We start from the raw sequence: 23,415 nt of genomic DNA on the forward strand, positions 1-23,415 counted from the left end.
TATTTACTCACGACTAAAGAGTTGGGGATATCAACATAAAACCGTTTGTCACGGGAAAGGGGAGTATGCTCGTGATGAAGATGGGGATGGTTTTCACGAAGTACATGTTAACACCATTGAAGGTTGTTGGTCATTACTACGCTCATGGTTAAGACCTCATCGAGGTATTTCTCAAGAAAAACTACCTTTTTATTTAGCATTATTTGAGTTTGTGTACAATATAAAGTGCCGAGGAAAAAGCTTACTTAATGATCTAATAGAGCTATTGATATAACCCCCTAGGAATCCATATAGAGCCTTTATTTAAAGTCATGTCACAGATTACTAAAGATAAGATTAATACCGTATACCTTCCCTCAGATAGCTTTTTAATTTCGCAGCGAGCAGCGTTAATAGAAGCTATCAATGCGTTTAAAATGCTGTCAGTTGCAGCTGTTGATATTTTTGTAAAAGACGGGGCATTACTGGGGACAACCGCAATTTATTATGAACTGGGAGAGCAACTTGCCCAGCGAGTCCATCAGCATCAGCAAGGTGTGCCTATAAGTAAGCTAAGCGTTGTAAGACCAGGCCAAGGTCAACTACTCATCAACCGATCAGCCTGGCAACGCTTTTCACTAACGCTACCAGACAGCTTAACGAATAAAGTGCAATGGGTTGGTGATCAATAAGCCAGTCTTTCTCTTTTATTACCCCCCACAACTAACTGGCCTGACGAATATTACGCGCCAGCAAACCAAACTCTCCTCCTTGATAGCCGGCTAAAGGAATTTTCACTCGGTGACCAGAGCCTGGAGCAACTTCCATCGTTTCACCACGCTTGTTTTCCATATGCGATAGCGCAAATGTTTGATTACCTTCTGGTGTCAGCAACTCCAGCTCATCACCTATCGCAAAACGATTTTTTACATCGACAACAATAAACTGCTCATCCGCCTCAACAATTTCACCTACAAACTGCTGCTTGTCACTGATCGAATTGCCACGCTCATAATTCTGATACTCATCATGTACATGACGACGATAAAAGCCCTCGGTGTAACCACGACTGGCTAACTTCTCAAGGTCATCCATCAGGTCCATATTGAATGCTTTACCTTGCACAGCATCTTCAATGGCCTGGCGATAAACTTGTGCAGTTCGCGCGACATAATAATGGGACTTGGTCCGGCCTTCGATTTTTAATGAAGCCACGCCCATATCAGTTAACCGTTTTACATGCTGAACTGCGCGCAGATCTTTGGAGTTCATGATGTAAGTGCCATGCTCATCTTCAAATGCAGGCATCAGCTCACCAGGACGGCCCTGCTCTTCCAATAAGAAGATTTGATCTGTGGTTTGTCCAGCACCCAGTTGTGGAGCAACCTGCGCTTCTTGCTGAGGGTCTACAACTTGAACAGCAACAATATCACCAGTTTCTGTTTGTTTCGCATCGTGTGCATCATACTTCCAGCGACAGGCATTGGTACACGTACCCTGGTTCGGGTCACGACGGTTCATATAGCCTGACAACAAACAGCGACCAGAATAAGCTATACACAGTGCACCATGAACAAATACTTCAAGTTCCATCTCAGGGCACTGCATACGAATCTCTTCAACCTCATCCAATGAGAGTTCACGGGATAAAATAACTCGCGTAATACCTTGCCGGTACCAAAACTTTACCGAAGCGTAGTTAACCACATTGGCTTGCACAGAGAGATGAACGGGCATATCTGGCCATTTATCTCGCACCAACATAATCAAACCAGGATCAGACATGATCAGCGCATCAGGCTGCATTGCAATCACCGGCTCCATGTCCTGCATATAGGTTTTGATTTTACTGTTATGGGGCGCAATATTGCTGGCGAGATAGAATTGTTTTCCTTGCTGATGCGCTAGCTGAATCCCCTTTTCCAGGTTTTCCATCTTAAAATCATTGTTGCGTACCCGAAGGCTGTAACGAGGCTGCCCTGCATAAACGGCATCTGCACCATAGGCAAAGGCATACTTCATATTTTTCAGGGTACCCGCAGGTGATAACAATTCCGGTTTCATAACCTACTCGCTCTGCTCAATCGCCAACGGTCAAAAAATATACAAACTTTAGCTTTAAATATAAAAAAACCCGCTTTGGCGGGTTTTAGCAACCTGACAAAAAGACAAAAACCTTATTTGATTTTTGCTTCTTTGTACATCACGTGCTTGCGAACAACTGGATCAAACTTTTTCATTTCCAGTTTGTCTGGCGTGCTGCGCTTGTTTTTGTCAGTTGTGTAGAAATGGCCAGTACCTGCAGAGGATACCATTCTAATTTTCTCACGCATGATACAGTCCTCCTAATTAAATCTTTTCGCCACGAGCGCGCAAATCGGCAAGAACAGTGTCAATGCCTTTTTTGTCAATAATGCGCATACCTTTAGCAGAAATCCGCAGTCTTACAAAACGCTTTTCTGACTCTACCCAAAAACGATGGTAGTGCAGATTAGGCGCGAAACGGCGCTTGGTTTTGTTGTTAGCGTGAGATACATTGTTTCCAGTGACTGGTCGCTTACCAGTTACCTGACAAACCTTTGACATTTTTCGCCTCTCCAACCGCTTGCCAACCTCATCGGTTGGTAAACCTATTACCTAAATCAACCGGGTGTGCCTTTCAATTTAGCTGAAATTCAGTCAATCGAGACGCACATCTGGGGGCCATTGATTCACGCAGTTTGATGAGGCGTGTTGAGTTGGCCCAATCGTGTGCCACCCCCGCAAAGAGCACAGCTTTATACCAGAAGACAAGCCTATTCGCAAGAAATCCACGATAAAATTGGCAACATTTTGATCAATTAAACACCAGCTATCAGCAAGCCCTTTTCTGCAAAGGACAACACATCAGCGTTACCAACGATTAGGTGGTCTAGCACCCGTACATCGATTAATTCAAGTGCTGCTTGCAGCTGCTCGGTGATATAACAGTCTGACTGACTGGGTTCAGTATCACCACTTGGATGGTTATGCACCAGGATCACTGCAGCAGCATTCAACATCAAGGCCTGCTTAACCACTTCCCGAGGATAGACAGCAGCGGCATTTAGCGTGCCACGAAACAACTCCTCAAAGCGAATGATTTGGTGCTGGCTATTCAGGTAGAGGACAGCAAATACTTCATAAGTATAATGCCTCAATTTACCCTGCACGTAGCGCTTGGTCTGAGTTGAACTCTGTAAACTGGCTCCCTCGGCCAGCTGCGCCTCCAGGTGGCGTGTTGCCATTTCCAACACCGCTTGTAACAGCACATACTTGGCCGTTCCCAAGCCATGAGCCTGACAGAATTCCTGCTGCGTAGCTTCCAGCAGTGGTCGTAACCCACCAAACGTTGTCAACAGCTCACGGGCTAAGTCCACCGCAGTTTTACCTTTAACCCCTGTTCGTAGAAAAATTGCCAATAGTTCTGCATCTGAGAGAGCACTTGCTCCCATCGCCAGCAAGCGTTCTCGTGGCCTTTCACTGCACGGCCAGTCCGTTATTGCCATGATGTATCATTCACTCTTTTTAACTAATACGAATCCATTAAGTCCTGCTATGGTTTTTTGACAAAGGCCACTATAGACTGATGGCTTCCACGACCACGCAGGGATTAGTATCTTAATGGGCTAATCTCGAAATTAATGCGAACAAATACCAGCTTCTACCGTTAAACCAATCCAGAGTTACCATGCACCAACTACAGAGTAAAAAGATTGTCCTGGGCATAACCGGAGGCATTGCAGCGTATAAATCGGCCGAGCTTGTGCGTCGCCTGCGAGATGCTGGCGCTGAAGTCCGTGTTGTTATGAGCAAAGGTGCACAGGCCTTTATTACCCCCCTGACTTTTCAAGCCCTATCTGGCCACCCTGTCCACACTGAGCTGTTATCGCCAGAAGCTGAAGCTGGAATGAATCATATCGAGTTAGCGCGCTGGGCAGACCTGGTAATCATTGCACCAGCAACAGCGAATTGTTTATCTAGCTTGGCACAAGGCCGTGCAGATGACTTACTTAGTACTCTGTGTTTAGCTACAGAAGCACCACTGTGCATTGCTCCAGCCATGAATCAGCAGATGTGGCAACATGCTGCCACACAACATAACCTGCAATGTTTGATTGATCGTGGCGTGCGTTGCTTTGGCCCAGCACAAGGCTTCCAGGCCTGTGGTGAGGTCGGTCCAGGGCGGATGTTAGAAGCCGCTGAAATTGCTCAATTATGTGCCGAGCAGTTCAGCCCAAAAATCCTGACAGGCCATCATGTGGTTATTACTGCGGGACCTACTCGCGAAGCTATCGATCCTGTGCGCTACATATCCAATCATAGCTCTGGAAAAATGGGCTTCGCGTTAGCGCAAGCTGCTGTTGACGCAGGGGCAGAAGTCACACTCATCAGTGGGCCTGTTCAGTTAGTAACCCCAAGGGGAGTTAAACGGATTAATGTAGATAGTGCAGAAGCTATGCATAATGCCGTTCAAGAGCACACCAGCACTGCTTCAATTTTTATTGGTTGTGCTGCTGTTGCTGATTATCGCCCTGAGCAAGCAGCCAGCCAAAAGCTGAAAAAAGATCCGAACAATGCAGAACAAACAATGACATTAACATTGGTTCGTAACCCAGACATTATTGCCAGTGTTGCCAGCATGCAGCCAAAACCCTTTGTCGTTGGCTTTGCCGCAGAAACTCAAGCCCTTGAGCAACATGCTAAAGATAAGCTAACCCGCAAAAAACTGGATATGATTATTGCTAATGATGTCAGCCAAACCAATATTGGATTTAACAGTGATCACAATGCCGTGACTGTTTATAACCCAACACAACGCATTGCACTCGATCAAAATACCAAGCAGGCCTTGGCAAAGCAGTTAATTTCCCTAATCCACGAACAACTCACATCGTAATAGTTAAAGTTAAATTGCTATGAAACCAACGTTACAAACTAAAATACTCGATGCGCGCATTGGTAGTGAATTCCCTTTACCCCACTATGCGACTGAAGGCTCTGCGGGGATGGATTTACGCGCCTGCCTTGATGCACCACTTACGCTAGCGCCAGGGCAAACAGAACTTATCCCCACTGGCATAGCCATCCACATTGCAGATCCAGGACTCGCAGCAATGATTTTGCCTCGCTCAGGATTAGGACATAAGCATGGGATTGTGCTTGGTAACCTGGTTGGCTTAATTGACTCAGACTATCAAGGTCAGCTGATGATCTCTTGCTGGAACCGTGGACAAGATAACTTCACTATTCAACCAGGTGATCGTATAGCTCAACTTGTACTAGTGCCTGTTGTACAAGCTCAGTGTGAGATTGTTGAAGACTTCGACTCCACTGACCGTGGGGCTGGAGGGTTTGGTCACTCAGGGAGAGGGTAAACCTCCTCCTCAAAAAAGTTTTTCCTGGATAGCCGCAGCGAAGAATGTATCAACTCTTAAACCTGTTAATGCCGTTTAAACGATTACCCTAGGCTGTATATCGTTTAAATTGAGTCAACGCATTGCATTAACAGGCTTTGAGCTTATCCTGTTCATAGCCAAAATGCCTAACAAGGCAACACTAGTCTTAGCTTATTACACGACTAGTTGTACTTTATCTCTATAATTATTTGCATACCCTTCGCTATAGGTATAGTCATGCCATTTTATAGGCTTAGCTTAACGGGATAGTTATGATTAAAAAGCGCCCCAAAAAAGAATCAGATAACAATAAGCAAGCAGCCCCCAGTAAAGGAGCCCCCTCCTCACCTAGCAATCACAAGCCTATTAGTCATTTTTTTCTCGTCAGCAGTGCAGGCTCAATATTAGGTGTTTTACTCACTTTAATCATTGTTTTTCTTTTCTACTATGCCAGTGGCAACAGCCAGTTCAAAGACGAGGTTATTGCCGCACGTGGTGCGCAATACCAACATCAACTTAACCTGCAAATTGCTGTTATTGAACAGACAGTAAATGGTCTTGGCAAAAATCTCGACGTCATCTCTGCCCTTGAAGAAAAAAACCAAGATAAATTACGCCAGCTTGAAAAAGCACTTACTGCCTCAACACCGCATGCGGTCCAGGTGCGATTCCGCAAGCGTGATGATGATTCACTGGCGAGTGATGGGACCGTGCCCATGAACTATGCTGCTCGTGATATGGCAAGAAAGTCTGAACGTGGCCAACAAGTTCCCGCAGAAATCCATAAAATAGAAGGCACACCTTATGTAATTGCCACAGCTCGCATTAAGCCTGAACAAGGCCCTGTGTTAGGAGCAGTCATTACTGTCTTTGACTTATCTGTTTTAACCAATGCCTTTCAGTCAATTCCAGCCAATCAGGGGCAGGTAGCATTACAACAGCAATTTAATGCCAATCAACAACCACAAAACCAACTTACTTATGGGCAAGCTACTAGCGGAGAATCCCCAGTTATTCTGCAAAGCAATAATGCCTATTGGCAACTGAGTTATACGTCATCTGACTTAAGTAATAAGCTGCCACTCTCCATCTTGTGGATTATTATCGCCGCGATCATTGCCCTTACCTGTATTGCTGTCACTACTTGGTTGGCCATGAATATGCTAACCAAAGCAAGCAGGGCAGATGCAGCCTCATTGGTTACTTTTTTAGAAGCACGAATGGCTCAAAAACGTAAGACAGTAAACTGCCAGCTTGACTTATTCCATAACATTGCATTGAGTTTAGAGCAGTTATTTAAAGATCAATTTAGGCCCGCAGTAACAAAATCCAAATCTCAGCCAGAAATTGACGATTCCGTAAAATCTACGCCACCTACAAGTGATAATATCGCTCCATCAACATCATCTGTAGCAGATGAAATAAATAACTTTAATTTTGCAGACCCACTTTTCCAGTCAACAGATATGCTTGATATTGAAGAACTGGATGAAGATGGATCTGACAACCAACCAGAGGATACTCAAGTGGAAGTGCCAGCAAGCATTTTTCGTGCATACGACATTCGAGGTGTTGTAGGCGATACACTCACTTTTGAAACTGCAACGCTCATAGGAAAAGCCATTGGCTCAGAAGCACAAGCACGTGGTGAAAAATGCGTTATAGTAGGTGCAGATGGACGACTGTCCAGCCCTGAAGTCAGTCAAAACCTTATGCAAGGTATTATCTCGACGGGCTGTGATGTTATCAGTATTGGTATGGTGCCTACACCTGTCTTATATTTTGCTACCCACATTATTGATGAGTCTAACTCTGGGGTCATGGTTACAGGTAGCCATAATCCACCTGACTACAATGGTTTTAAAACTGTTCTCGCTGGAAAAACCCTAGCCAACGAGGATATACAACAGTTATACCAGCGCATCAAAGAAAATAATTTACAGCAAGGCCAAGGCTCACTCATCGAAGTTGATGTGTTAGAAAGTTATGTTGAGCGTATTCGCAATGATATTGCCCTGGCGAAACCCCTTAAAGTGGTTGTTGATTGTGGCAATGGCGTGGGTGGCGTTATCGCACCACGACTTCTGGAAGACTTAGGCTGTAATGTCATTCCACTTTATTGTGACGTGGATGGAAACTTCCCTAACCACCACCCTGATCCGGGCAAACCAGAAAACCTTAAAGACCTTATTGCCAAAGTAAAAGAAACCAAGGCCGATTTAGGACTAGGCTTTGATGGCGATGCAGACCGGGTAGGTGTCATTACCAATGAGGGTAAACTGATTTATCCTGATCGTCTGTTAATGCTATTTGCAAAAGACGTGGTCTCACGTAACCCTGGTGCAGACATCATCTTTGATGTGAAGTGTACGCGTAAGCTCACTGGCTTAATCAGTGGTTACGGCGGCCGTCCTATCATGTGGAAAACCGGACACTCCCTCATTAAAGCTAAAATGAAGGAAACGGGCGCGCTACTCGCCGGTGAAATGAGTGGGCACATTTTCTTTAAAGAGCGCTGGTATGGCTTTGATGACGGTATTTACAGCGCAGCTCGCTTACTTGAAATTCTGTCTACCGAAACCCGGAATGCTGACCAAATTTTTGCCTCTTTTCCTGAAACAATCAGTACGCCAGAAATCAATATCCAAGTGACTGATGAAAATAAATTTGATTTGGTTGATCAGCTTGCGAAACAAGGTAACTTTGGTAAAGGCACTATCACTGATATCGATGGCGTTCGCGTTGACTTTCCAGTTGGCTGGGGTCTGGTTAGAGCATCCAACACGACACCTGTTTTAGTCTTGCGCTTTGAAGCCGATACCGAAGAAAACCTAAAGAAAATAAAGGCATTATTTAAAAAACAATTGTTAGCCGTTGACTCTAGTTTAGATATTCCATTTTAACCCCTGAGTAACGACGCCATTAATACTGCCCCTAGCCAGATATACCCATAACGAAGTTTTTTTAGGGGAGGCCATCAAGTGATCAAGCCCCAGAAGCTTAATATTAATAAGTGACTGGGGTGGCAGTTAAATGCTCCTCGGCAATAGCTCCTGCATTGCTCTACTATATGACATCCATGTCATTATGCATAGACTGCATTCCCACCATCCTTGGTGGTCAAGAACGCTGACAACGAACCCTACTAATGTGTCGGGAACACATTAGAACAGCTTCGCTGGCCCGTTAGGGTGAGCGCTATGGATAGCGCACATAAAAACGATTCGTGAGGGTAGCAATGGCACTATGCACCAGGGGCAAATAGCTTATGGAGTTAAAGGGTGTTATTGTCATTGACTTCAAATTAAATGTTTATGCACAACAATACCCCTATTGAAGGGTATACTACCAAGCACACTAACCTTGGTAATTGATTTTTTTGATGGTATCCAGCATGACACTTTCACACGAAGCGGCTTTGCAATCTGCTTCAATCTTAACTGACGCCTTACCCTATATTCAGCAGCTATCCGGTCAGACTATTGTAATCAAGTATGGTGGGAATGCGATGGAGAGTGATGCGCTAAAGCGCAGCTTTGCGCGTGATATTGTGCTGATGAAAACATTAGGGATTAACCCCGTCATCGTCCATGGCGGAGGACCACAAATTGGTGCCCGCCTTCAACAGCTAAACATTGACACTCAGTTTATTCATGGCATGCGCGTTACCGACCAACCCACCATGGATGTGGTAGAAATGGTCTTAACTGGCCAGGTTAATGGTGAAATTGTTAATTTAATCAACTGCTACAATGGTAATGCTGTAGGCCTTTCCGGAAAAGACGCCCATACTATTATTGCCCAAAAACTCACTACACACCTTGTGCCTGATGGAAGTACTGAAACTGTCGACTTAGGTTTTGTCGGTCAAGTTGCTGAAATTCGTACCGATTTAATTGACTTGCTGCTAGCGACAGATTTTATACCGGTCATTGCACCTATTGGGGTAGACCCTCAAGGCAACACTTACAATATCAACGCAGACCTTGTTGCAGGAAAAGTGGCGGAAGTGCTACAGGCCAACCAGTTACTACTGCTCACTAACACGCCAGGCCTGCTTAATAAAGAGGGTCAACTTATTTCAGAGCTGAATACGACTGAAACAGACCGACTAATTGCAGATGGGACGATCAGTGGTGGCATGATACCGAAAATAAAGTGTGCTATAAGTGCTGTAAACCATGGGGTAAAAAGCGCCCATATTGTCGATGGTCGGGTAACAAGTGCTGTATTACTTGAGTTATTCGCAAAAGCCAATGTGGGTACACTGATCAAGGCTTAGCCTAACCACCAGGTAAGCTGTTTCTTTGTTACTGAATACGACGACACACAACAATAAGCACGACATTGCAACGCTAAGCCACTTTAAATTAAGTTGAGCTTGGCAAGGATCGGCCATTCCGGGGGGAAGACTTGCCGCTATGTCTACGACATCAGAACAATTACAGGTAATAATGGAAAACACCCACAAGCTATCGCGCAAAGAGCAAATATTGCAGGCACTTGCGCATATGTTAGAGCACAACCCCGGCTCTCGCATTACAACATCTCGTTTAGCCAAAGAGGTTGGGGTCTCTGAAGCTGCACTTTACCGTCACTTTCCCAGCAAAGCGAAAATGTTCGAAGGGTTAATTATCTTTATAGAAGATACGATTTTTTCACGGGTGAAACTGATTCTCGCGGAAGAAAAATCAGCCATTCGCCGCTGTGAACAAGTGCTTACACTCTTGTTAACATTTACTGAAAAAAATCCAGGTATTACTCGCATACTGACAGGTGATGCGTTAATGGGAGAAACAGAACGGCTTCGCTCTCGCGTTATTCAGTTTTTCGACCGGCTGGAGACACAAATCAAGCAAATAATTCGAGAAGCAGAGTTTAGGGAAGGATTGCGCACCAACCTAACACTCAGCGGAGCAGCAAACTTACTCATGGCGGCAGCAGAAGGCCGTATTTCACAGTTTGTACGCAGTGAGTTTAAACGGAGTCCCACCGAGCTATGGTCAGAGCAGTGGCCTTTATTGGTGGTCGCCGTGTTTCGTAAAAACACCTAGCTTGAACAGCATCTCTGGCTGTAAGAGTTAAAGTTTAATCTGAGCGAGAGAAGGGAATAGCTTTCCCTTCAATCTCTAGCACAATTATATTGCTTTGATAGCCTTTGACGGGATAGCGCTTTTGCTCTGAGGTTTGTTCAAGAGCAACTTTACCTTGCTTATCAGTAGTTTGCCGAGAATTAACCGTCACTAGCAGTGCCTGCTTTTCCGACTTCCAGTTGCCTATCCTCAGTGTACGAATGCCAGAAGGCGCATTAGATACCCAGGTTAAGCTGCCTTTTTTGGTTAATATCATTTCATGCTTGGTATCACTGACAGCGCCACTAATCCAAATACCATGTAAATCTTCCTTAGAAATATCAACGGGTTCAGGAACCTCTGGGGTATCCTCGCCAGTTAGCACTCGAAAACGCTCTATATCTTTCGCAAACTTTGCTTTAACTTCTTCTTGTTCCTTACGGCGTCGCTCAACTTCTTTTTCTAGCCGCTTGGTTTCGCTTTCAAGGTGCTTGATTTCTTCTAAGATCCGCTTTGGTACTTGTCGTCCACTTCGTTCAACATTTGCCGCCTGCTCTTCTTTTTGCCCTTTGTTTTGCTGAGTACGCCTAATATCACCTTCAGTAGTTTTTATTTTATCTTCAATTTCAGCCAACTGACGCTGCATAGCTCGTTCGATATCATCTGTCGAGCTGTACAAGGTCAATAGCGTTTTATCTCTTGCCTCCTGCTGGGCTCGCTGCTGCTCTAGCGCCTCACGAATCAAGTCCTGCTGTTTTTTCTCAATAAGCTGCTCAGGTGTAAGTGCTTTGGGTACTTTTTCTAAGACGCGACCTTTATCATCAATGACCGTATATCCTCCCTTTGCAGCCAGATGCGGAGGTATACTGCTTGAAATAACCATGTTCCCGCTTTCATCCACAAAGCGATAAAAACGAAGTGGCTCCGCTCCCCACACCACGCCCGATAGCAAGGAACACGTAATGGCAATTATCAAACTCCGCTTTATATGGTTTTGCATCATCACATAACCTAAACGCACAACATTGTGAGAGTGTTTAAAAGAGTGTTAAGCCTTTACTACCTGTTACCTCAACGCAGTTAAGCAACACCATATTGCTGCCGATACTGCGCAACGGCTTCAGCATACTGCTTGAGGTTTTCATCACTTTTAATAAAGTCTAGTACTTGTTGAAGATTAACAATACTAATAACAGGTATTCCAAATGTTTGTTCAACTTCCTGAATAGCAGAAAGCTCACCTTTACCGCGCTCTTGACGGTCCAGAGCTACTAACACACCCGCAGGCTTTGCCCCTTGATCCTGAATAATCGCCATTGACTCTCGAATTGCCGTACCTGCCGTAATCACATCATCAACAATAACAATATTGCCTTGTAATTCAGCCCCCACAAGCTGGCCACCCTCGCCATGCTGTTTGGCTTCTTTGCGGTTAAACGCGAAAGGCGCTTCACCATGACCTTGGCTGGCCAAAGAGATGGCTACACTGGTCACTAAAGGAATACCCTTGTAGGCGGGTCCAAACAAAACGTCGTAGTTAAGTTGAGCATCCATTAATGCTGCTGCATAAAAACGCCCTAAATGCAGCATTGCCTCACCCGTTTTAAACAAACCCGCATTAAAAAAATAAGGGCTTTTTCGGCCAGACTTTAAAGTAAACTCACCAAAGGTTAAAACCTTGTGCTCAATTGCAAATTTAATAAAATCGCGTTGGTAATTTTGCATGTTAAAACCTAATTATTAACTATTAGGGTTCCACAGATGTTTAGCTCAGGTATCATACACTCTCCTTCAGCAAGGGGCTATGTATGAAGATTATTAGTTTCAATTTGGACGGTATCAGTCGTGCGTGTGAGAAAGGCTTTTTTGAGTGGCTAAACCGACAGGATGCTGATGTTATTTGCCTGCAAAATATTCAGGAAAATGACGCCGAATTGACTGACCAGCGGATTTTCCCAAGCGATTACCTGCACTATTTTTTTTCTGCCGAGCCTGGTCAGCCTGGCGGCGTTGCCATTTATAGTCGAACGCCGCCCAAAGCTATTATGACCGGCCTGAATTTTCCTGAAGCCAATACCTTTGGTGCTTACATTCAAGCTGACTTTGATCGCTTAAGTATAGCCAGCATCTGGGTACCTGAGTGCTATCAGACAGCCGCATTAAAATCCGCTAAATTTAATTTTCTTGATGCCTATTTCCTACAACTGGAAAAAATACAGCGCAAACGCCGAGATTTTATTTTATGTGGCTCATGGGAGATTGCCTTAGACCACCATGATGTAGCCACTATTGATAACAAACATACCCTGTCGGGTCACTTGCCAGAAGAGCGAAACTGGATGGAAGATGTACAACGACAGCTGGGGTTTGTGGATGCCTATCGTGTTGTAGATCGTAGTACTGAACAATACACCTATTGGCATAATGAGGAAGCATTTGAACAAAATACAGGTTGGCGCTTTGATTATCCTTTAATTACCCACTCATTAAAATCACGTGTACTTAATGCAGGTATTTACCGTGGACAGCGTTTTTCCAACCATGCGCCCGTGATTACTTATTATGACTGGGAGCTACCCAGCGAGCTCTTTTGATTTAAAAGTACCCTTCTAAGGCGATTGTCTGCCAAACTGGCAGACCCGCCTAACTTATTTATTGGCTAGCCAATACTAAGGCATAAACACGCCTGCCAACGCATCTCGCTGACAAGCAATCAACTGTTGTATACCTGCTTCGGCCAAATCTAACATTTGGTTCATTTCTTGGCGTGTAAATGCGGCATCTTCTGCTGTACCTTGCACTTCAATCAGGCCACCCTCTTCATTCATCACCACATTCATATCAGTCTGCGCATTCGAGTCTTCGGCATAGTCTAAATCAAGTACAGGCACACCTTGATAAACACCAACAGAAACTGCTGCCACAAAGTGTGATAATGGATCAGTCGTCAGTAATTTCTTTTGCTGTAGGGTTTGTAATGCATCAATCACAGCGACCATAGCCCCCGTAATCGAAGCAGTACGAGTGCCGCCATCAGCCTGAATGACATCGCAGTCAACATAGATAGTGCGCTCACCTAGTTTGGTAAGGTCCACTGCAGCTCTTAATGAGCGCCCAATTAACCGCTGAATTTCTAAGGTTCGCCCACCCTGCTTACCACGTGATGCTTCTCGCGCCATACGCTCGCCAGTAGAACGGGGCAACATACCGTACTCAGCAGTAACCCAACCTTTACCTGCACCTTTCAAAAAGCGAGGCACATTCTCTTCAACTGTCGCATTACAAATAACCTTTGTATCACCAAAGGCCACTAAAACAGAGCCTTCAGCATGCTTGGTATAGTTTCGGGTAATGGTCACTTCGCGAAGCTGATCGGGAGTTCTACCACTTGGACGCATAGTGTTTCCTTGTTTAAACGGGAAGATACAATGACTAGTCATTATATACCTTACCGTTGCGGCTTCGCATTATCGCTACCACTTCATAACTATAAATGAACCGAGCACAACGCAACTGATGCCTAAAAGATTGATCTAAGCGTAATTCGCGAAGAGACTATGCTAAGGTACAATCCACAACCAGTTTACAAAACCCTATTGGCATCTACTTTTAAGCTGAAATGCGTCAGTGCCAATAATGAGGTAATCCTCGTTCACACAACAGCAAATTTGGGAAATCATACATGACATGCAGCATGACAGCCTTTGCCCGCTTGGAAGCACAAGAATCATGGGGCACCTTGAGTTGGGAAATTCGCTCAGTTAACCATCGTTTTCTAGAACCACACTTCAGGCTGCCAGAAGGCTTTCGTGATCTAGAGTTTGCCCTGCGAGAGCGAATCCGTAAATTTGTCTCTCGTGGCAAACTGGAATGTCAGTTACGTTATGAAATCGCCCCAGGCTTACTTGAAGAATTTACCGTTAATGAAGCCTTAGCTGAAAAGCTCGCCAATACCTGTAGCCGCCTTACTCCCATGTTCAACAGCGTGCAACCCATCGATATGTTGGGCGTTTTACAATGGCCTGGTGTGCTTCAAGCGAATGAAGTAGATCGTGACACTATGAAGCAAACGCTACTCACCCACTTTGAATCAGCACTCAAGCAGTTGGTTGAACACCGCCAACGTGAAGGCAAAGAGTTACAACAACATATTGAACAACGACTTGCTTCTATTAGCGAAGAAGTCACCAATGTACGACAAGCGATGCCTGAAATTCTGGATCAACAGCGACAAAAAATCCTCCAGCGCTTTGAAGAAATCAAGCTTGAATTAGATCCCACTCGTCTTGAGCAAGAAATGGTCATGATTACCCAGCGGGCCGATGTTGATGAAGAAATGGATCGACTACAAACTCACGTGACGGAGGTGCAACACACCTTCAAAAAACAAAAAGGCGCCATTGGTCGTAGACTGGATTTCCTCATGCAGGAAATGAATCGCGAAGCCAACACCCTTGCCTCAAAATCCATCAGCACCTCAGCCACACAAAGTGCTGTCAATTTAAAAGTATTGATCGAACAAATTCGCGAGCAAGTACAGAATATTGAGTAGTTTTTTAGCTTAATAATGATTTACGAAAAAGCCCTGCTAATTAAATGAAATTAATGCAGGGCTTTTTAGCCTCAGTTTCGGATAACAATTGCAACCACATCTTTTAACTTTACAAAAAACTACGCTTCAACAATCCTTTATTTTCCTCCCTAATGGTTGCTAACTGATTAGCTATCAACTTAATGGTGCTAGGATGTACACCAAAATCTTTGGCAATAGCAGAAAAATTAGCCAAAACATCAACAACTTCATCAATGCTTTGTTGAGCTTGTTTCCAGTTAGCAAATCCTGCATTTTTCGTCAACTTTTGAATGGCTTGAAGTGGTGGTTGTTTTCCATAACCCCCAAATGCTGTGGCGTGTTCTTTAAAAGGGTGTGGGCTAAATGTTGTGTCATAAAAGGGGGTTGGACTCCACTGTCCGTTATCATCCTGCAAAAAACCCCAGTTTTTACTGTGATCATCCTGATTGCAGGCAAACAAATTGAATATCGCTCGGCGAAATTGCAATTGTCCAATAGCAGGCGATTTACAGAGTTGACGGCTCGCCTTGATCAGATCTTCATAGTCCAAGCTTGGCACACGAAAATCAGCATCAAGGAGACCACACGCACTATGCATATGCAATCGCCCTGGTTTTGTATAGCTTTCTACCCAGTCGAACCGCTTTACGGCAAGCCATGCACATGCACCACTTTGCTTAGGAGCATCTAGTAGTTGCCATTTTGGCGGATGTAATTGCGCCACCTCAGCCAAGTGTAAGTAAACTGCCTCACAGAGTCCCTCTTCATGACCTAGTGGTAGATTCTTTGATGTGAATTTAACTAACCAAGCTTCATCCCCCAATTGGGCCTGAGAACGACAGCAACGGGGGTCACTAGGTGACAAAAACAGTTGCGCTTTAGGTCTAGCCCCTCCAGAGCTGCCTGCTGCCACTAATGCAGCAAGTACATCCATCGTTTGGCCTTCAAACAATGCTTGTGCTTCAAGCCCTATTGTAGCCAGATCAACATCATCAGTTGATTGAAGCTGATATTCTGATGTTGGAGCAAAAGTCAAAGATCCCATCCCATTTGAGCCAACAAAAGCAAGCCGATCCATTGAAGTAAGCTGTGCTGGTAACACTCCGTGTTGTCGGAAAACTCGGTCCTGTAGCAATAATCCCCAGCCATCAGGTAAGCTGTCTGCAAACACACCATGTAACCCATAATGAGGGGCTTTAGGTGCACGCTGTAATTCAGTGGTCGCCTTTAGCGTAAATGGCGATAAGTTACCAAAACTACTCAGGTAACCTGAGTCATATTGAAAAAAAACACCTTGTCGATTTTGTGCTAACACACCAACAGTTATAACCTCTCCAGTAGCTAAAGTGCGCAATACTGTGAGCTTTGAAATTGGCTTAAAGCTCATCTTTGAGCACCTCATCAATTGTAGTGGGCATGACAGAGTCAATTGCTGTGCTTTGTGTTAACGCATACAAACGTTGAAGATCATCCAAGCTCTGCCAAAGAAGCAATAACTGCCTAAATGAGATTTGTCCAGTTAATTCAAATTTTTTGATTGTCGAGGTAGGAACACTACTACGCGCAGCCAACGCATCGCGGGATAGCTTTGCACGTTCACGTAAACCACGCAGGTGCGCAGCAAAAGCCTTCTGAACATCAGTATCATCTATCAATAAGAGTCGAGTCATAGCACAAGAAACATGGATATAATAGTATCCATTATAGTCGTAAAAGCCCAATAATAGACACTATTGTATCCCAAAATACATGTTGTGTGCATTATCCTTAGCCTTTGCCCTAACCGGCCAGATAGTCATTCAAAAATGGCTTTTTCTAAAAGTAGGTCAACAATAATTAACTTTAATTAAATAATTTTGATATTGAGTACGCTAACCATTGTGTTTAAGCTCATATTTTCAACCAGGTAAGGATCAATCCAAATCTAGCAATTAATATCTATACCAAAAATTTAAAGCTCTGTGTTAACAGCGGCAAAATGGCTATCTTAGGCGACACTGGCTCACCATTAAGGACTCTTTTCGGGTCCATGGTCACAAAGCCCCAAAACTGCAAAAAATTTTCAATAAAACGAACCTCTATCAACACGCCTAACAGATCTTGTTGAGAACGATACTTGCTCTTTGGCACTTGTTTAACCAAATCGGGAAATGCTGTCTCAACGTCTTTAATTAACCGTTCCAATGAACCATGTGATTGCAATCGCCAGAGCATAAACAACCAAAATGATTTTAGGCTTACATCATCAGACCAACCGTCCAAATAGCCCCAGTTATACTGCTCAACTACCGTTTCTAGAAGAGGCAGAAAGAAGCCTGCTATCCCTTGTTGCTGATATTGTTTTAGTATGCCATCACTCAGGTGAAACCGCCCACGCTCAAAGTTAATAATGCCCGCTAACTCGGCCAACACACGGGTATAATGCAAAGCATTAAATTTATCTTCGTTACTTCCAGTATAATCACTGATGCTGGGCATGGTCTCAAATTCAGCCACGGCAAATTCAGGCAGTAAGGCGCTCGCTTGCTGCACTAACTTAGCTGGTAGATTGCCTTTCGCTGTTGCTTTAATTGAACCTCCCTGCTCCACCATAGCATCAAGCATCACAGATAAATAACGCATAACAGGGCTAGCCGACAAATCACTAGGTACACTTATCTTAACGTCAGTTAGTTCATTAAAGGGAGCATAGAGCCAATTCGACATTTGTGTCGGCGACAAACCACAAAAATCATCAATGGGGCGATTATTACGCTCTACCATTTTTTGCTGAGCTAAGCGGTTTAACTCATCCTCTGTCAGTGTCGGATTCATAGCAATGGTTTGTGAAATATCATCAGCAATTTCTGAATGCTGTTTTGAAACTGCATCCATACAACAGCGCTTATATTTTTTGCCACTGCCACAAGGGCAAGGATCATTACGTCCAACTTTCATTTTATCGTTCTCTTATTTGCTCCAATATTTTTTTATGAAACAAGCTCTGCAAATTAAATGAAATAAGTGTAATTTATTTGCATTTATTGCCTAAAAGCACCCATCTCATGTATAAAAAATCAAATTTTTACCTATGTCACTACTCAACCGTTGCAACAGTCCAAATACGCTTCAGTGGTAGCTCAGCTTTAATCGATTCATCCAATTTTTCGTAATGAGTAAATAACTGATCAAGTAACTCTTGTTGGCTCCATAACTTTATACGGAAAAAACTGCCTGCCAGCTCTTTTTGCACATTTCGTCGAAAGCCTCCCCAGGCAATAAAAATGCATTGATTCGCACCAAATTTCGACATGGCACCAAGCAATTTATCCACAGTAGGTCGATCAACCAGCTCACTACCAGACTTTACTTCAATACAGATATTTTGGTGACCAAATCCCATGGGTCCATCACTGGCTAAAATATCCACTCCCCCATCCGAACCTTCAGGGCTTTGCCACGTCGTATAACCTTGCGCTTCTAAAAGCGCACGAACCAAACGTGTTAAATGATGGCCTTTAAACTTTGCTTCAATCATCTGCACAATTTGATTATGGGCAAGTTCTTCCAAATCAACATTAGCACTTTCATCATCAGCATCTTGTTCTTTTTCGGTATTGCCTAGTGCAATAATTTGTTGGGTAGATTCAGCCTGCCAACCATTAGCTTCCATTGCTAGAATCCGTTGCTCTGCATTATTGCGCTGAATACGACAAATCGTCATAAAGGCACCAAAGCTATTTAATAAATCCTGGGAAAAGTGCGAGCGTGGGATAGGTTCATCCATCCAGTTCACTTGTCGCCAGTGAAAAAATGGGTCAGGGCCTGCAGGGTTAAACTGATAGTCAGAGTTTATTTTTCCAACATAAATCACCGGTTGAGATTTTGAAGGCAAGATCACATAGTCGCCAACATTCATCTTATGTGCAAACGGCCAAAGTTGACTCACATAGTTAATTAAACGCTTAGGTTTTGAATCTTTATATAACCCTTCAAGCACCGCCAGTAACTCTGAACGTTGCCGTAAATCAGCTAAATTCTGCTTAAGTTCATCCCAAGTGAGGTACACGCGATTCTCTTGAATGAATTTTTGCTCAAATTCGCCACTTGAACCGGCTCGAATTAACCAAACTGCCATGTTTATTCTTTCCATAGGCTGGTGAAATGCTACTGCTATTTTAATAAGCTCAGTATTAAGCAACAAAATGTTATAAAGATTGTGACGAAAAGAACATCAAAAAGGTATAGGAATTACTAACAAACTCCATTGAGAAGCGTAGTTGCCATGCCATCCAACCTTGATTTTATCTTTTCCCAGTTGGGCATCACCTGTCTCATTAAGCGGTAAAATCGTTGGCTATGGTTATGCTCTGCTATATGGCAAAGTTCATGAAGAATAACATAGTCGATACATTCTCTAGGGGCTTTAACCAAGTGTGGGTTTAGAGTTAATCGGCCATTAGGAGAACAGCTGCCCCATTGGGTTTTCATAGTAAGGATACGTAAGGGCGGGTGCTCTGATACCCAGAGGGCTTGCTCTAAAACGATACATAAACGTTTAGCAAATACTTCTTTAGCGCGAGATTTGTACCACATATCCAATAGCTCTCGTACTTTTTCTGAATTTTTTTGGCGAACAGTCACTTCGAGCTTGCCACGTAACAACTTTACTTGTTGTTTGGCTCCAGGATCTGCAATGACTTTCAACATGTGCTGTTTACCAAGATAGTAATAACTTTCACCACTAATATATTGGCGTGGAACAACATGAGTGAGCTGAGCACGAAAATCACGCAATTGCTGGTAAATCCAGCGAGCACGCTTTTTAACCGCGTTTAATACATCTTCATCACTGGCTGCTGCGGGGGCATGAACTAATACACTACAATCAGGGTGTACTTTAATTAATACCCGTTGGGCATTGCTCATGCGATAGGTACGCTCAAAAGCAATGTGCTCGTCACCATAGTGAAACCCTAGCACTTGTTTAGCTAGCACTGGTGTTTTTTGACTGGACTCAATCGTTACACTCATTCGTGTTAAAGACACTTTAGGTTGCTAAGCTTCAGATATACCAATACGAGTGATTTGTACTACCCACTCTACTATAGCCTTTGCTTGGTCCGTACCGCTACCGATCATTTTGCATTCTTTAAATAGTATAGGTAATAATTGCTTACGAATAGCTGCTTCTATATTTTGTGGGTTAATGGAATTTTCCTCAACAGCCTTTTCGACTAGTGTTTCTATTTTAAAGGCCAAATCAACCCAATTCTGTTGCTCATTTTCACTCAATACTGAAAAAGCTGCTGGTAATACTTTCTTAAACACGCCGAAATATTTTTGCGCATGGATATTTCCTGCCAGTGTCTTGGGTATATCATCTAATTGACGTGCTTTGGCTTTTTCTTCAAGGTCATGAAAAATTAAATACTGCTTGAGTGGGTGGTGAAATTGCTGTTCAGCTTCTTCAATCGCTCTACGCAGTAACTTTGAGAATGCTTCCTGAGCATAAGGATCATCACGTAAATCCTGCTCAATCATTTTAGTAACTCGTGTTTTTATAATATCCGTCTCATTACGCGTTTTTTCTTCGCTCCATTGTTCTGGTTTTTGTTGTTGACCCATTTTATTAACCACATAAACACCCTCAGGCTCTTTTATCTCTACTCCAACTACGTGCTTATCTAACAGTTTTTTCACCTGGCTGTCATATTCATCATAGTCAACGGTTTCACCAGTATCTCGTTTGACTAGTTGGCGTAAATTAGACAGTTGCTTGACTGTTTCTTTATAGTGGCGACGATCTTCATCGGTAAAACTCTTATCTTCATAAAAGGTGGCGGATTGTAATGCCACTTTCAAGCAACTGGAAAACTCGGTAAGCGCCTCATAAAAGTCATCACGTACTTTTAAATTAGCATCAACTAGCTCACCATCCCTTTCAACAATTTTTGGGATTAATACCTGGCGTAATTGTTCAATTTGACTTTTATTTTTAACACCACTAAAAATACTCCAAAGCCTTTTATAGAGCAGAGGCAAACGCTTGTACTCAGTATTCATTTGATTATAAAGGCCAGCAATGTCATTAATGTCATAGCCTCCTTGGGTTCTAGATGCTAAGTCCTGATATTTTTGGATAGTGGTATCAAGTTCAGCTAAAATGCCACGATAGTCAATTAATAAGCCAAACTTCTTTTGTGGATGTAAACGATTCACTCGGGCAATCGCCTGGATGAGGTTGTGTTCTTTAAGTGGTTTATCAATATAAAGCACGGTATTTTTCGGCTCATCAAAACCGGTTAGCAGCTTGTCCACAACAATCAATATTTTAAGCTCATCGTCTTTAGTAAAACGCTCAATCACTTGTCTGGTGTAGGCTTGCTCTTCCTGATTACCTACATTCCCTTTCCACCATTGTGTTACTTCTGGAATTGAAGCTTCATCAACCGTCGTGTTGCCTTCACGGGTATCCGGTGGGCTCATCACCACCGCACTTTTAAATAACCCTGCCTCATCTAAATACTGTTTATATTTAATGGCTGATTCTTTACTATCACAGGCCAGTTGGCCTTTTAGCCCATCATCAATATTTTTGACAAAATGATTGGCAATATCTAATGCGATTAAGCGCAGTCTGTCTTTAGATTGATAGACTTGTCCTTTTTTAGCAAATTTTTGCTTTAAGTCTGTCTTTTGTTCGCTCGTCAAACCCTCAGTGATACGGTCAAACCAGCAGTCGATTGCTCGTTCATTAACATCTAAATCAGGGATACGTTCTTCATAAAGCAAAGGTGTGACTGCCTGATCTTCCACTGCACGTTGCATGGTGTAAGCGTGAATGATTGGGCCAAATTTACTGGTCGTTTTGTCTTCTTTTAATAAAGGGGTGCCTGTAAATGCAATAAATGCTGCGTTTGGTAATGCCTGCTTCATTTTAATATGGTTTTCACCACCTTGACTGCGGTGTCCTTCATCGATCAACACAATAATATCGGCACTATTATTTTTACAAACCGGTAGCTGGGTGGCGCTATTAAATTTTTGAATTAGCGAAAATATAATACGCTCGTTGCCTTGGCCAATTTGTTCTGCTAGGCGTTGTCCTGATGTAGCCATGGCAGCAGCTTTGTCTTTTTTTGCCGCAAGTTCTCCGCTGGACATAAAAGTACTACTGAGTTGACTCTCAAGATCTCTCCGGTCGGTTATGACTACAATACGACATTGCTTAAGTGCGTCATGTAATATTAATGCTTTACTTAAAAACACCATAGTGAACGACTTGCCTGATCCTGTCGTATGCCAAATCACGCCACCTTCACGACCGCCTTTATTATTATGAGTACTGATGCGCTCAATTAAGCGCTTAATGCCAAATACCTGTTGATAACGGGCGACTATTTTCCCTTTTTTTTTATCAAACAAGGTAAAGAAGCGCGTCATTTCTAGTAACCGCTTAGGCGTTAATAAACTAATAAGTAATTTATCTTGCCCTGTTACGATCAGTTCGCCACTAGCAATGAGTGTTTCATACCAATCTAAATCTTTCGCTGGTCGATGACTAAAAATAGCTATTTTTTGTTCAGTGGTAAGTTTTTGGTTTTTCAAACCTGTCATTTCAGTTTCACTGATATCTTCTTCACGCCAGGTTGCCCAAAATTTTGCCGGTGTACCACAGGTGCCGTAACGCCCATCGGTTCCATTAATTGATAGTAATAATTGGCTGTAGGCAAACAGATGTGGAACTTCATCATTGCGCTGATTACGCAAGCATTGAGAAATCCCTTCTTCAACTGTTGGACCTTTTTTGGCCTGGCTATCTGGGCGTTTTGCTTCAATAACAACAAAAGGAATACCATTCACAAAACAAACAATATCAGGTCGGCGACTTTCTATGCCATTACTGCGTAACACAGTGAATTCTTCAGTAAAGAGAAAACTGTTGTTTTCAACATTATGCCAATCAATCAGGGGGATGGTTGGGTTTACTTTTTTACCATCAATAAACTCTGTGACTGAAATAGCATAGAGCAAATGGTTGTAGAGCTTTTCATTCGCCGCTATTAAACCTTCGTTAAGCGCTGGACTGGCAATGATGCCAATCATATTGTCGATTGCTTTATCACTTAACCTGTGGCTTTTACCATTAAATACAAAGCTACGTTTTTGCAGTTCCTGCTTGAGGATACTTTTTAATACGACATCGTTAGCATTATTGTTACGGACTTTTAATGCTTGTTCTGGGGATAAAAATGTCCAGCCAAGTTTGCTCAGCAATGTTAACGCAGGGATTTTGGCACTGTATTCTTCTTGAAATTTTGGGCCGACTTGCATGGTAAGTCCTTGTTTTATACGGCTACTGCTTTATATTTAATTCAATTAAGTCATCAAC

22 protein-coding genes are annotated in these 23,415 nt (G+C 43.2%); 9 read left to right on the plus strand and 13 right to left on the minus strand.

Going from position 1 to position 23,415, the window contains the following annotated elements:
- The coding region (locus F607_RS0105785) for a transposase (protein WP_027707326.1) at positions 1–274 on the plus strand (274 nt) is incomplete at its 5' end.
- 37 nt (positions 275–311) lie between these two features.
- Positions 312–671, plus strand: coding sequence for an ABC transporter substrate binding protein (locus F607_RS0105790; RefSeq protein WP_027707327.1), 360 nt, complete (start codon positions 312–314; stop codon positions 669–671).
- Positions 672–702: 31 nt separating this feature from the next.
- Here F607_RS0105790 and trhP read toward each other — a convergent pair whose 3' ends face one another.
- The 4 genes from trhP to radC form a co-directional block, all read right to left on the minus strand.
- Complete coding sequence (gene trhP / locus F607_RS0105795) at positions 703–2,043, minus strand: prephenate-dependent tRNA uridine(34) hydroxylase TrhP (RefSeq protein ID WP_027707328.1); 1,341 nt, start codon at positions 2,041–2,043, stop codon at positions 703–705.
- A 113-nt stretch (positions 2,044–2,156) separates the two neighbouring features.
- Positions 2,157–2,312, minus strand: a complete 156-nt coding sequence (gene rpmG, locus F607_RS0105800; protein WP_027707329.1) for a 50S ribosomal protein L33 — start codon at positions 2,310–2,312, stop codon at positions 2,157–2,159.
- 16 nt (positions 2,313–2,328) lie between these two features.
- Positions 2,329–2,565, minus strand: coding sequence for a 50S ribosomal protein L28 (gene rpmB, locus F607_RS0105805; protein ID WP_027707330.1), 237 nt, complete (start codon positions 2,563–2,565; stop codon positions 2,329–2,331).
- A 254-nt stretch (positions 2,566–2,819) separates the two neighbouring features.
- On the minus strand, positions 2,820–3,506 hold the full coding sequence (radC, locus tag F607_RS0105810) for a RadC family protein (RefSeq protein WP_027707331.1): 687 nt from the start codon (positions 3,504–3,506) through the stop codon (positions 2,820–2,822).
- A 182-nt stretch (positions 3,507–3,688) separates the two neighbouring features.
- On the opposite strand from radC, the gene coaBC reads away from it, so the two are divergent.
- The 5 genes from coaBC to slmA all read left to right on the plus strand — a co-directional run bounded on the left by coaBC (position 3,689) and on the right by slmA (position 10,450).
- Complete coding sequence (coaBC, locus tag F607_RS0105815; protein ID WP_027707332.1) at positions 3,689–4,897, plus strand: bifunctional phosphopantothenoylcysteine decarboxylase/phosphopantothenate--cysteine ligase CoaBC; 1,209 nt, start codon at positions 3,689–3,691, stop codon at positions 4,895–4,897.
- Between the two features lie 19 nt (positions 4,898–4,916).
- On the plus strand, positions 4,917–5,375 hold the full coding sequence (gene dut / locus F607_RS0105820; protein ID WP_027707333.1) for a dUTP diphosphatase: 459 nt from the start codon (positions 4,917–4,919) through the stop codon (positions 5,373–5,375).
- A gap of 1,487 nt (positions 5,376–6,862) precedes the next feature.
- The gene (locus tag F607_RS28320; protein ID WP_206196826.1) at positions 6,863–8,299 is read left to right on the plus strand and encodes a phosphomannomutase/phosphoglucomutase; all 1,437 of its coding nucleotides are present in this window, start codon (positions 6,863–6,865) and stop codon (positions 8,297–8,299) included.
- A 491-nt stretch (positions 8,300–8,790) separates the two neighbouring features.
- Complete coding sequence (gene argB / locus F607_RS0105830) at positions 8,791–9,678, plus strand: acetylglutamate kinase (RefSeq protein WP_027707334.1); 888 nt, start codon at positions 8,791–8,793, stop codon at positions 9,676–9,678.
- A gap of 172 nt (positions 9,679–9,850) precedes the next feature.
- Positions 9,851–10,450: a nucleoid occlusion factor SlmA gene (gene slmA, locus F607_RS0105835; protein WP_027707335.1), complete on the plus strand. Its 600-nt coding sequence runs from the start codon at positions 9,851–9,853 to the stop codon at positions 10,448–10,450.
- Positions 10,451–10,484: 34 nt separating this feature from the next.
- On the opposite strand, the gene F607_RS0105840 is transcribed toward slmA, so the two are convergent.
- Both F607_RS0105840 and pyrE read right to left on the minus strand, forming a co-directional pair.
- Positions 10,485–11,471, minus strand: coding sequence for a hypothetical protein (locus tag F607_RS0105840; RefSeq protein WP_027707336.1), 987 nt, complete (start codon positions 11,469–11,471; stop codon positions 10,485–10,487).
- Between the two features lie 77 nt (positions 11,472–11,548).
- Positions 11,549–12,193 (minus strand): orotate phosphoribosyltransferase, encoded by a 645-nt coding sequence (gene pyrE, locus F607_RS0105845; RefSeq protein WP_027707337.1) that lies wholly within the window; start codon positions 12,191–12,193, stop codon positions 11,549–11,551.
- Positions 12,194–12,276: 83 nt separating this feature from the next.
- On the opposite strand from pyrE, the gene F607_RS0105850 reads away from it, so the two are divergent.
- Positions 12,277–13,062 (plus strand): exodeoxyribonuclease III, encoded by a 786-nt coding sequence (locus tag F607_RS0105850; RefSeq protein WP_027707338.1) that lies wholly within the window; start codon positions 12,277–12,279, stop codon positions 13,060–13,062.
- Between the two features lie 75 nt (positions 13,063–13,137).
- Here the strand turns inward: F607_RS0105850 and rph are convergent, their stop codons facing one another.
- On the minus strand, positions 13,138–13,866 hold the full coding sequence (gene rph / locus F607_RS0105855) for a ribonuclease PH (RefSeq protein ID WP_027707339.1): 729 nt from the start codon (positions 13,864–13,866) through the stop codon (positions 13,138–13,140).
- 284 nt (positions 13,867–14,150) lie between these two features.
- On the opposite strand from rph, the gene F607_RS0105860 reads away from it, so the two are divergent.
- Complete coding sequence (locus F607_RS0105860) at positions 14,151–15,020, plus strand: YicC/YloC family endoribonuclease (RefSeq protein WP_027707340.1); 870 nt, start codon at positions 14,151–14,153, stop codon at positions 15,018–15,020.
- Positions 15,021–15,129: 109 nt separating this feature from the next.
- Here F607_RS0105860 and F607_RS0105865 read toward each other — a convergent pair whose 3' ends face one another.
- The 6 genes from F607_RS0105865 to F607_RS0105890 all read right to left on the minus strand — a co-directional run bounded on the left by F607_RS0105865 (position 15,130) and on the right by F607_RS0105890 (position 23,357).
- Positions 15,130–16,428, minus strand: a complete 1,299-nt coding sequence (locus F607_RS0105865; protein WP_027707341.1) for a type II toxin-antitoxin system HipA family toxin — start codon at positions 16,426–16,428, stop codon at positions 15,130–15,132.
- Entirely contained in the window at positions 16,418–16,711 is a 294-nt protein-coding gene (locus F607_RS0105870) for a helix-turn-helix domain-containing protein (RefSeq protein WP_027707342.1), read from the minus strand. The genes F607_RS0105865 and F607_RS0105870 overlap by 11 nt, the downstream gene beginning before the upstream one ends.
- 268 nt (positions 16,712–16,979) lie before the next feature.
- Positions 16,980–17,978, minus strand: coding sequence for a YecA family protein (locus tag F607_RS0105875; RefSeq protein WP_027707343.1), 999 nt, complete (start codon positions 17,976–17,978; stop codon positions 16,980–16,982).
- Between the two features lie 139 nt (positions 17,979–18,117).
- Positions 18,118–19,158, minus strand: coding sequence for a restriction endonuclease (locus F607_RS0105880; RefSeq protein WP_027707344.1), 1,041 nt, complete (start codon positions 19,156–19,158; stop codon positions 18,118–18,120).
- 116 nt (positions 19,159–19,274) lie between these two features.
- Positions 19,275–20,054, minus strand: a complete 780-nt coding sequence (locus tag F607_RS0105885) for a M48 family metallopeptidase (RefSeq protein WP_051310964.1) — start codon at positions 20,052–20,054, stop codon at positions 19,275–19,277.
- Positions 20,055–20,078: 24 nt separating this feature from the next.
- A complete protein-coding gene (locus tag F607_RS0105890) occupies positions 20,079–23,357 on the minus strand; it encodes a type I restriction endonuclease subunit R (protein WP_027707346.1) in 3,279 nt (1,092 codons plus the stop codon).
- Positions 23,358–23,415 lie beyond the last annotated feature (58 nt).

It is taken from the genome of Zooshikella ganghwensis DSM 15267, assembly GCF_000428585.1.
In the GTDB taxonomy this organism is placed as follows: domain Bacteria; phylum Pseudomonadota; class Gammaproteobacteria; order Pseudomonadales; family Zooshikellaceae; genus Zooshikella; species Zooshikella ganghwensis.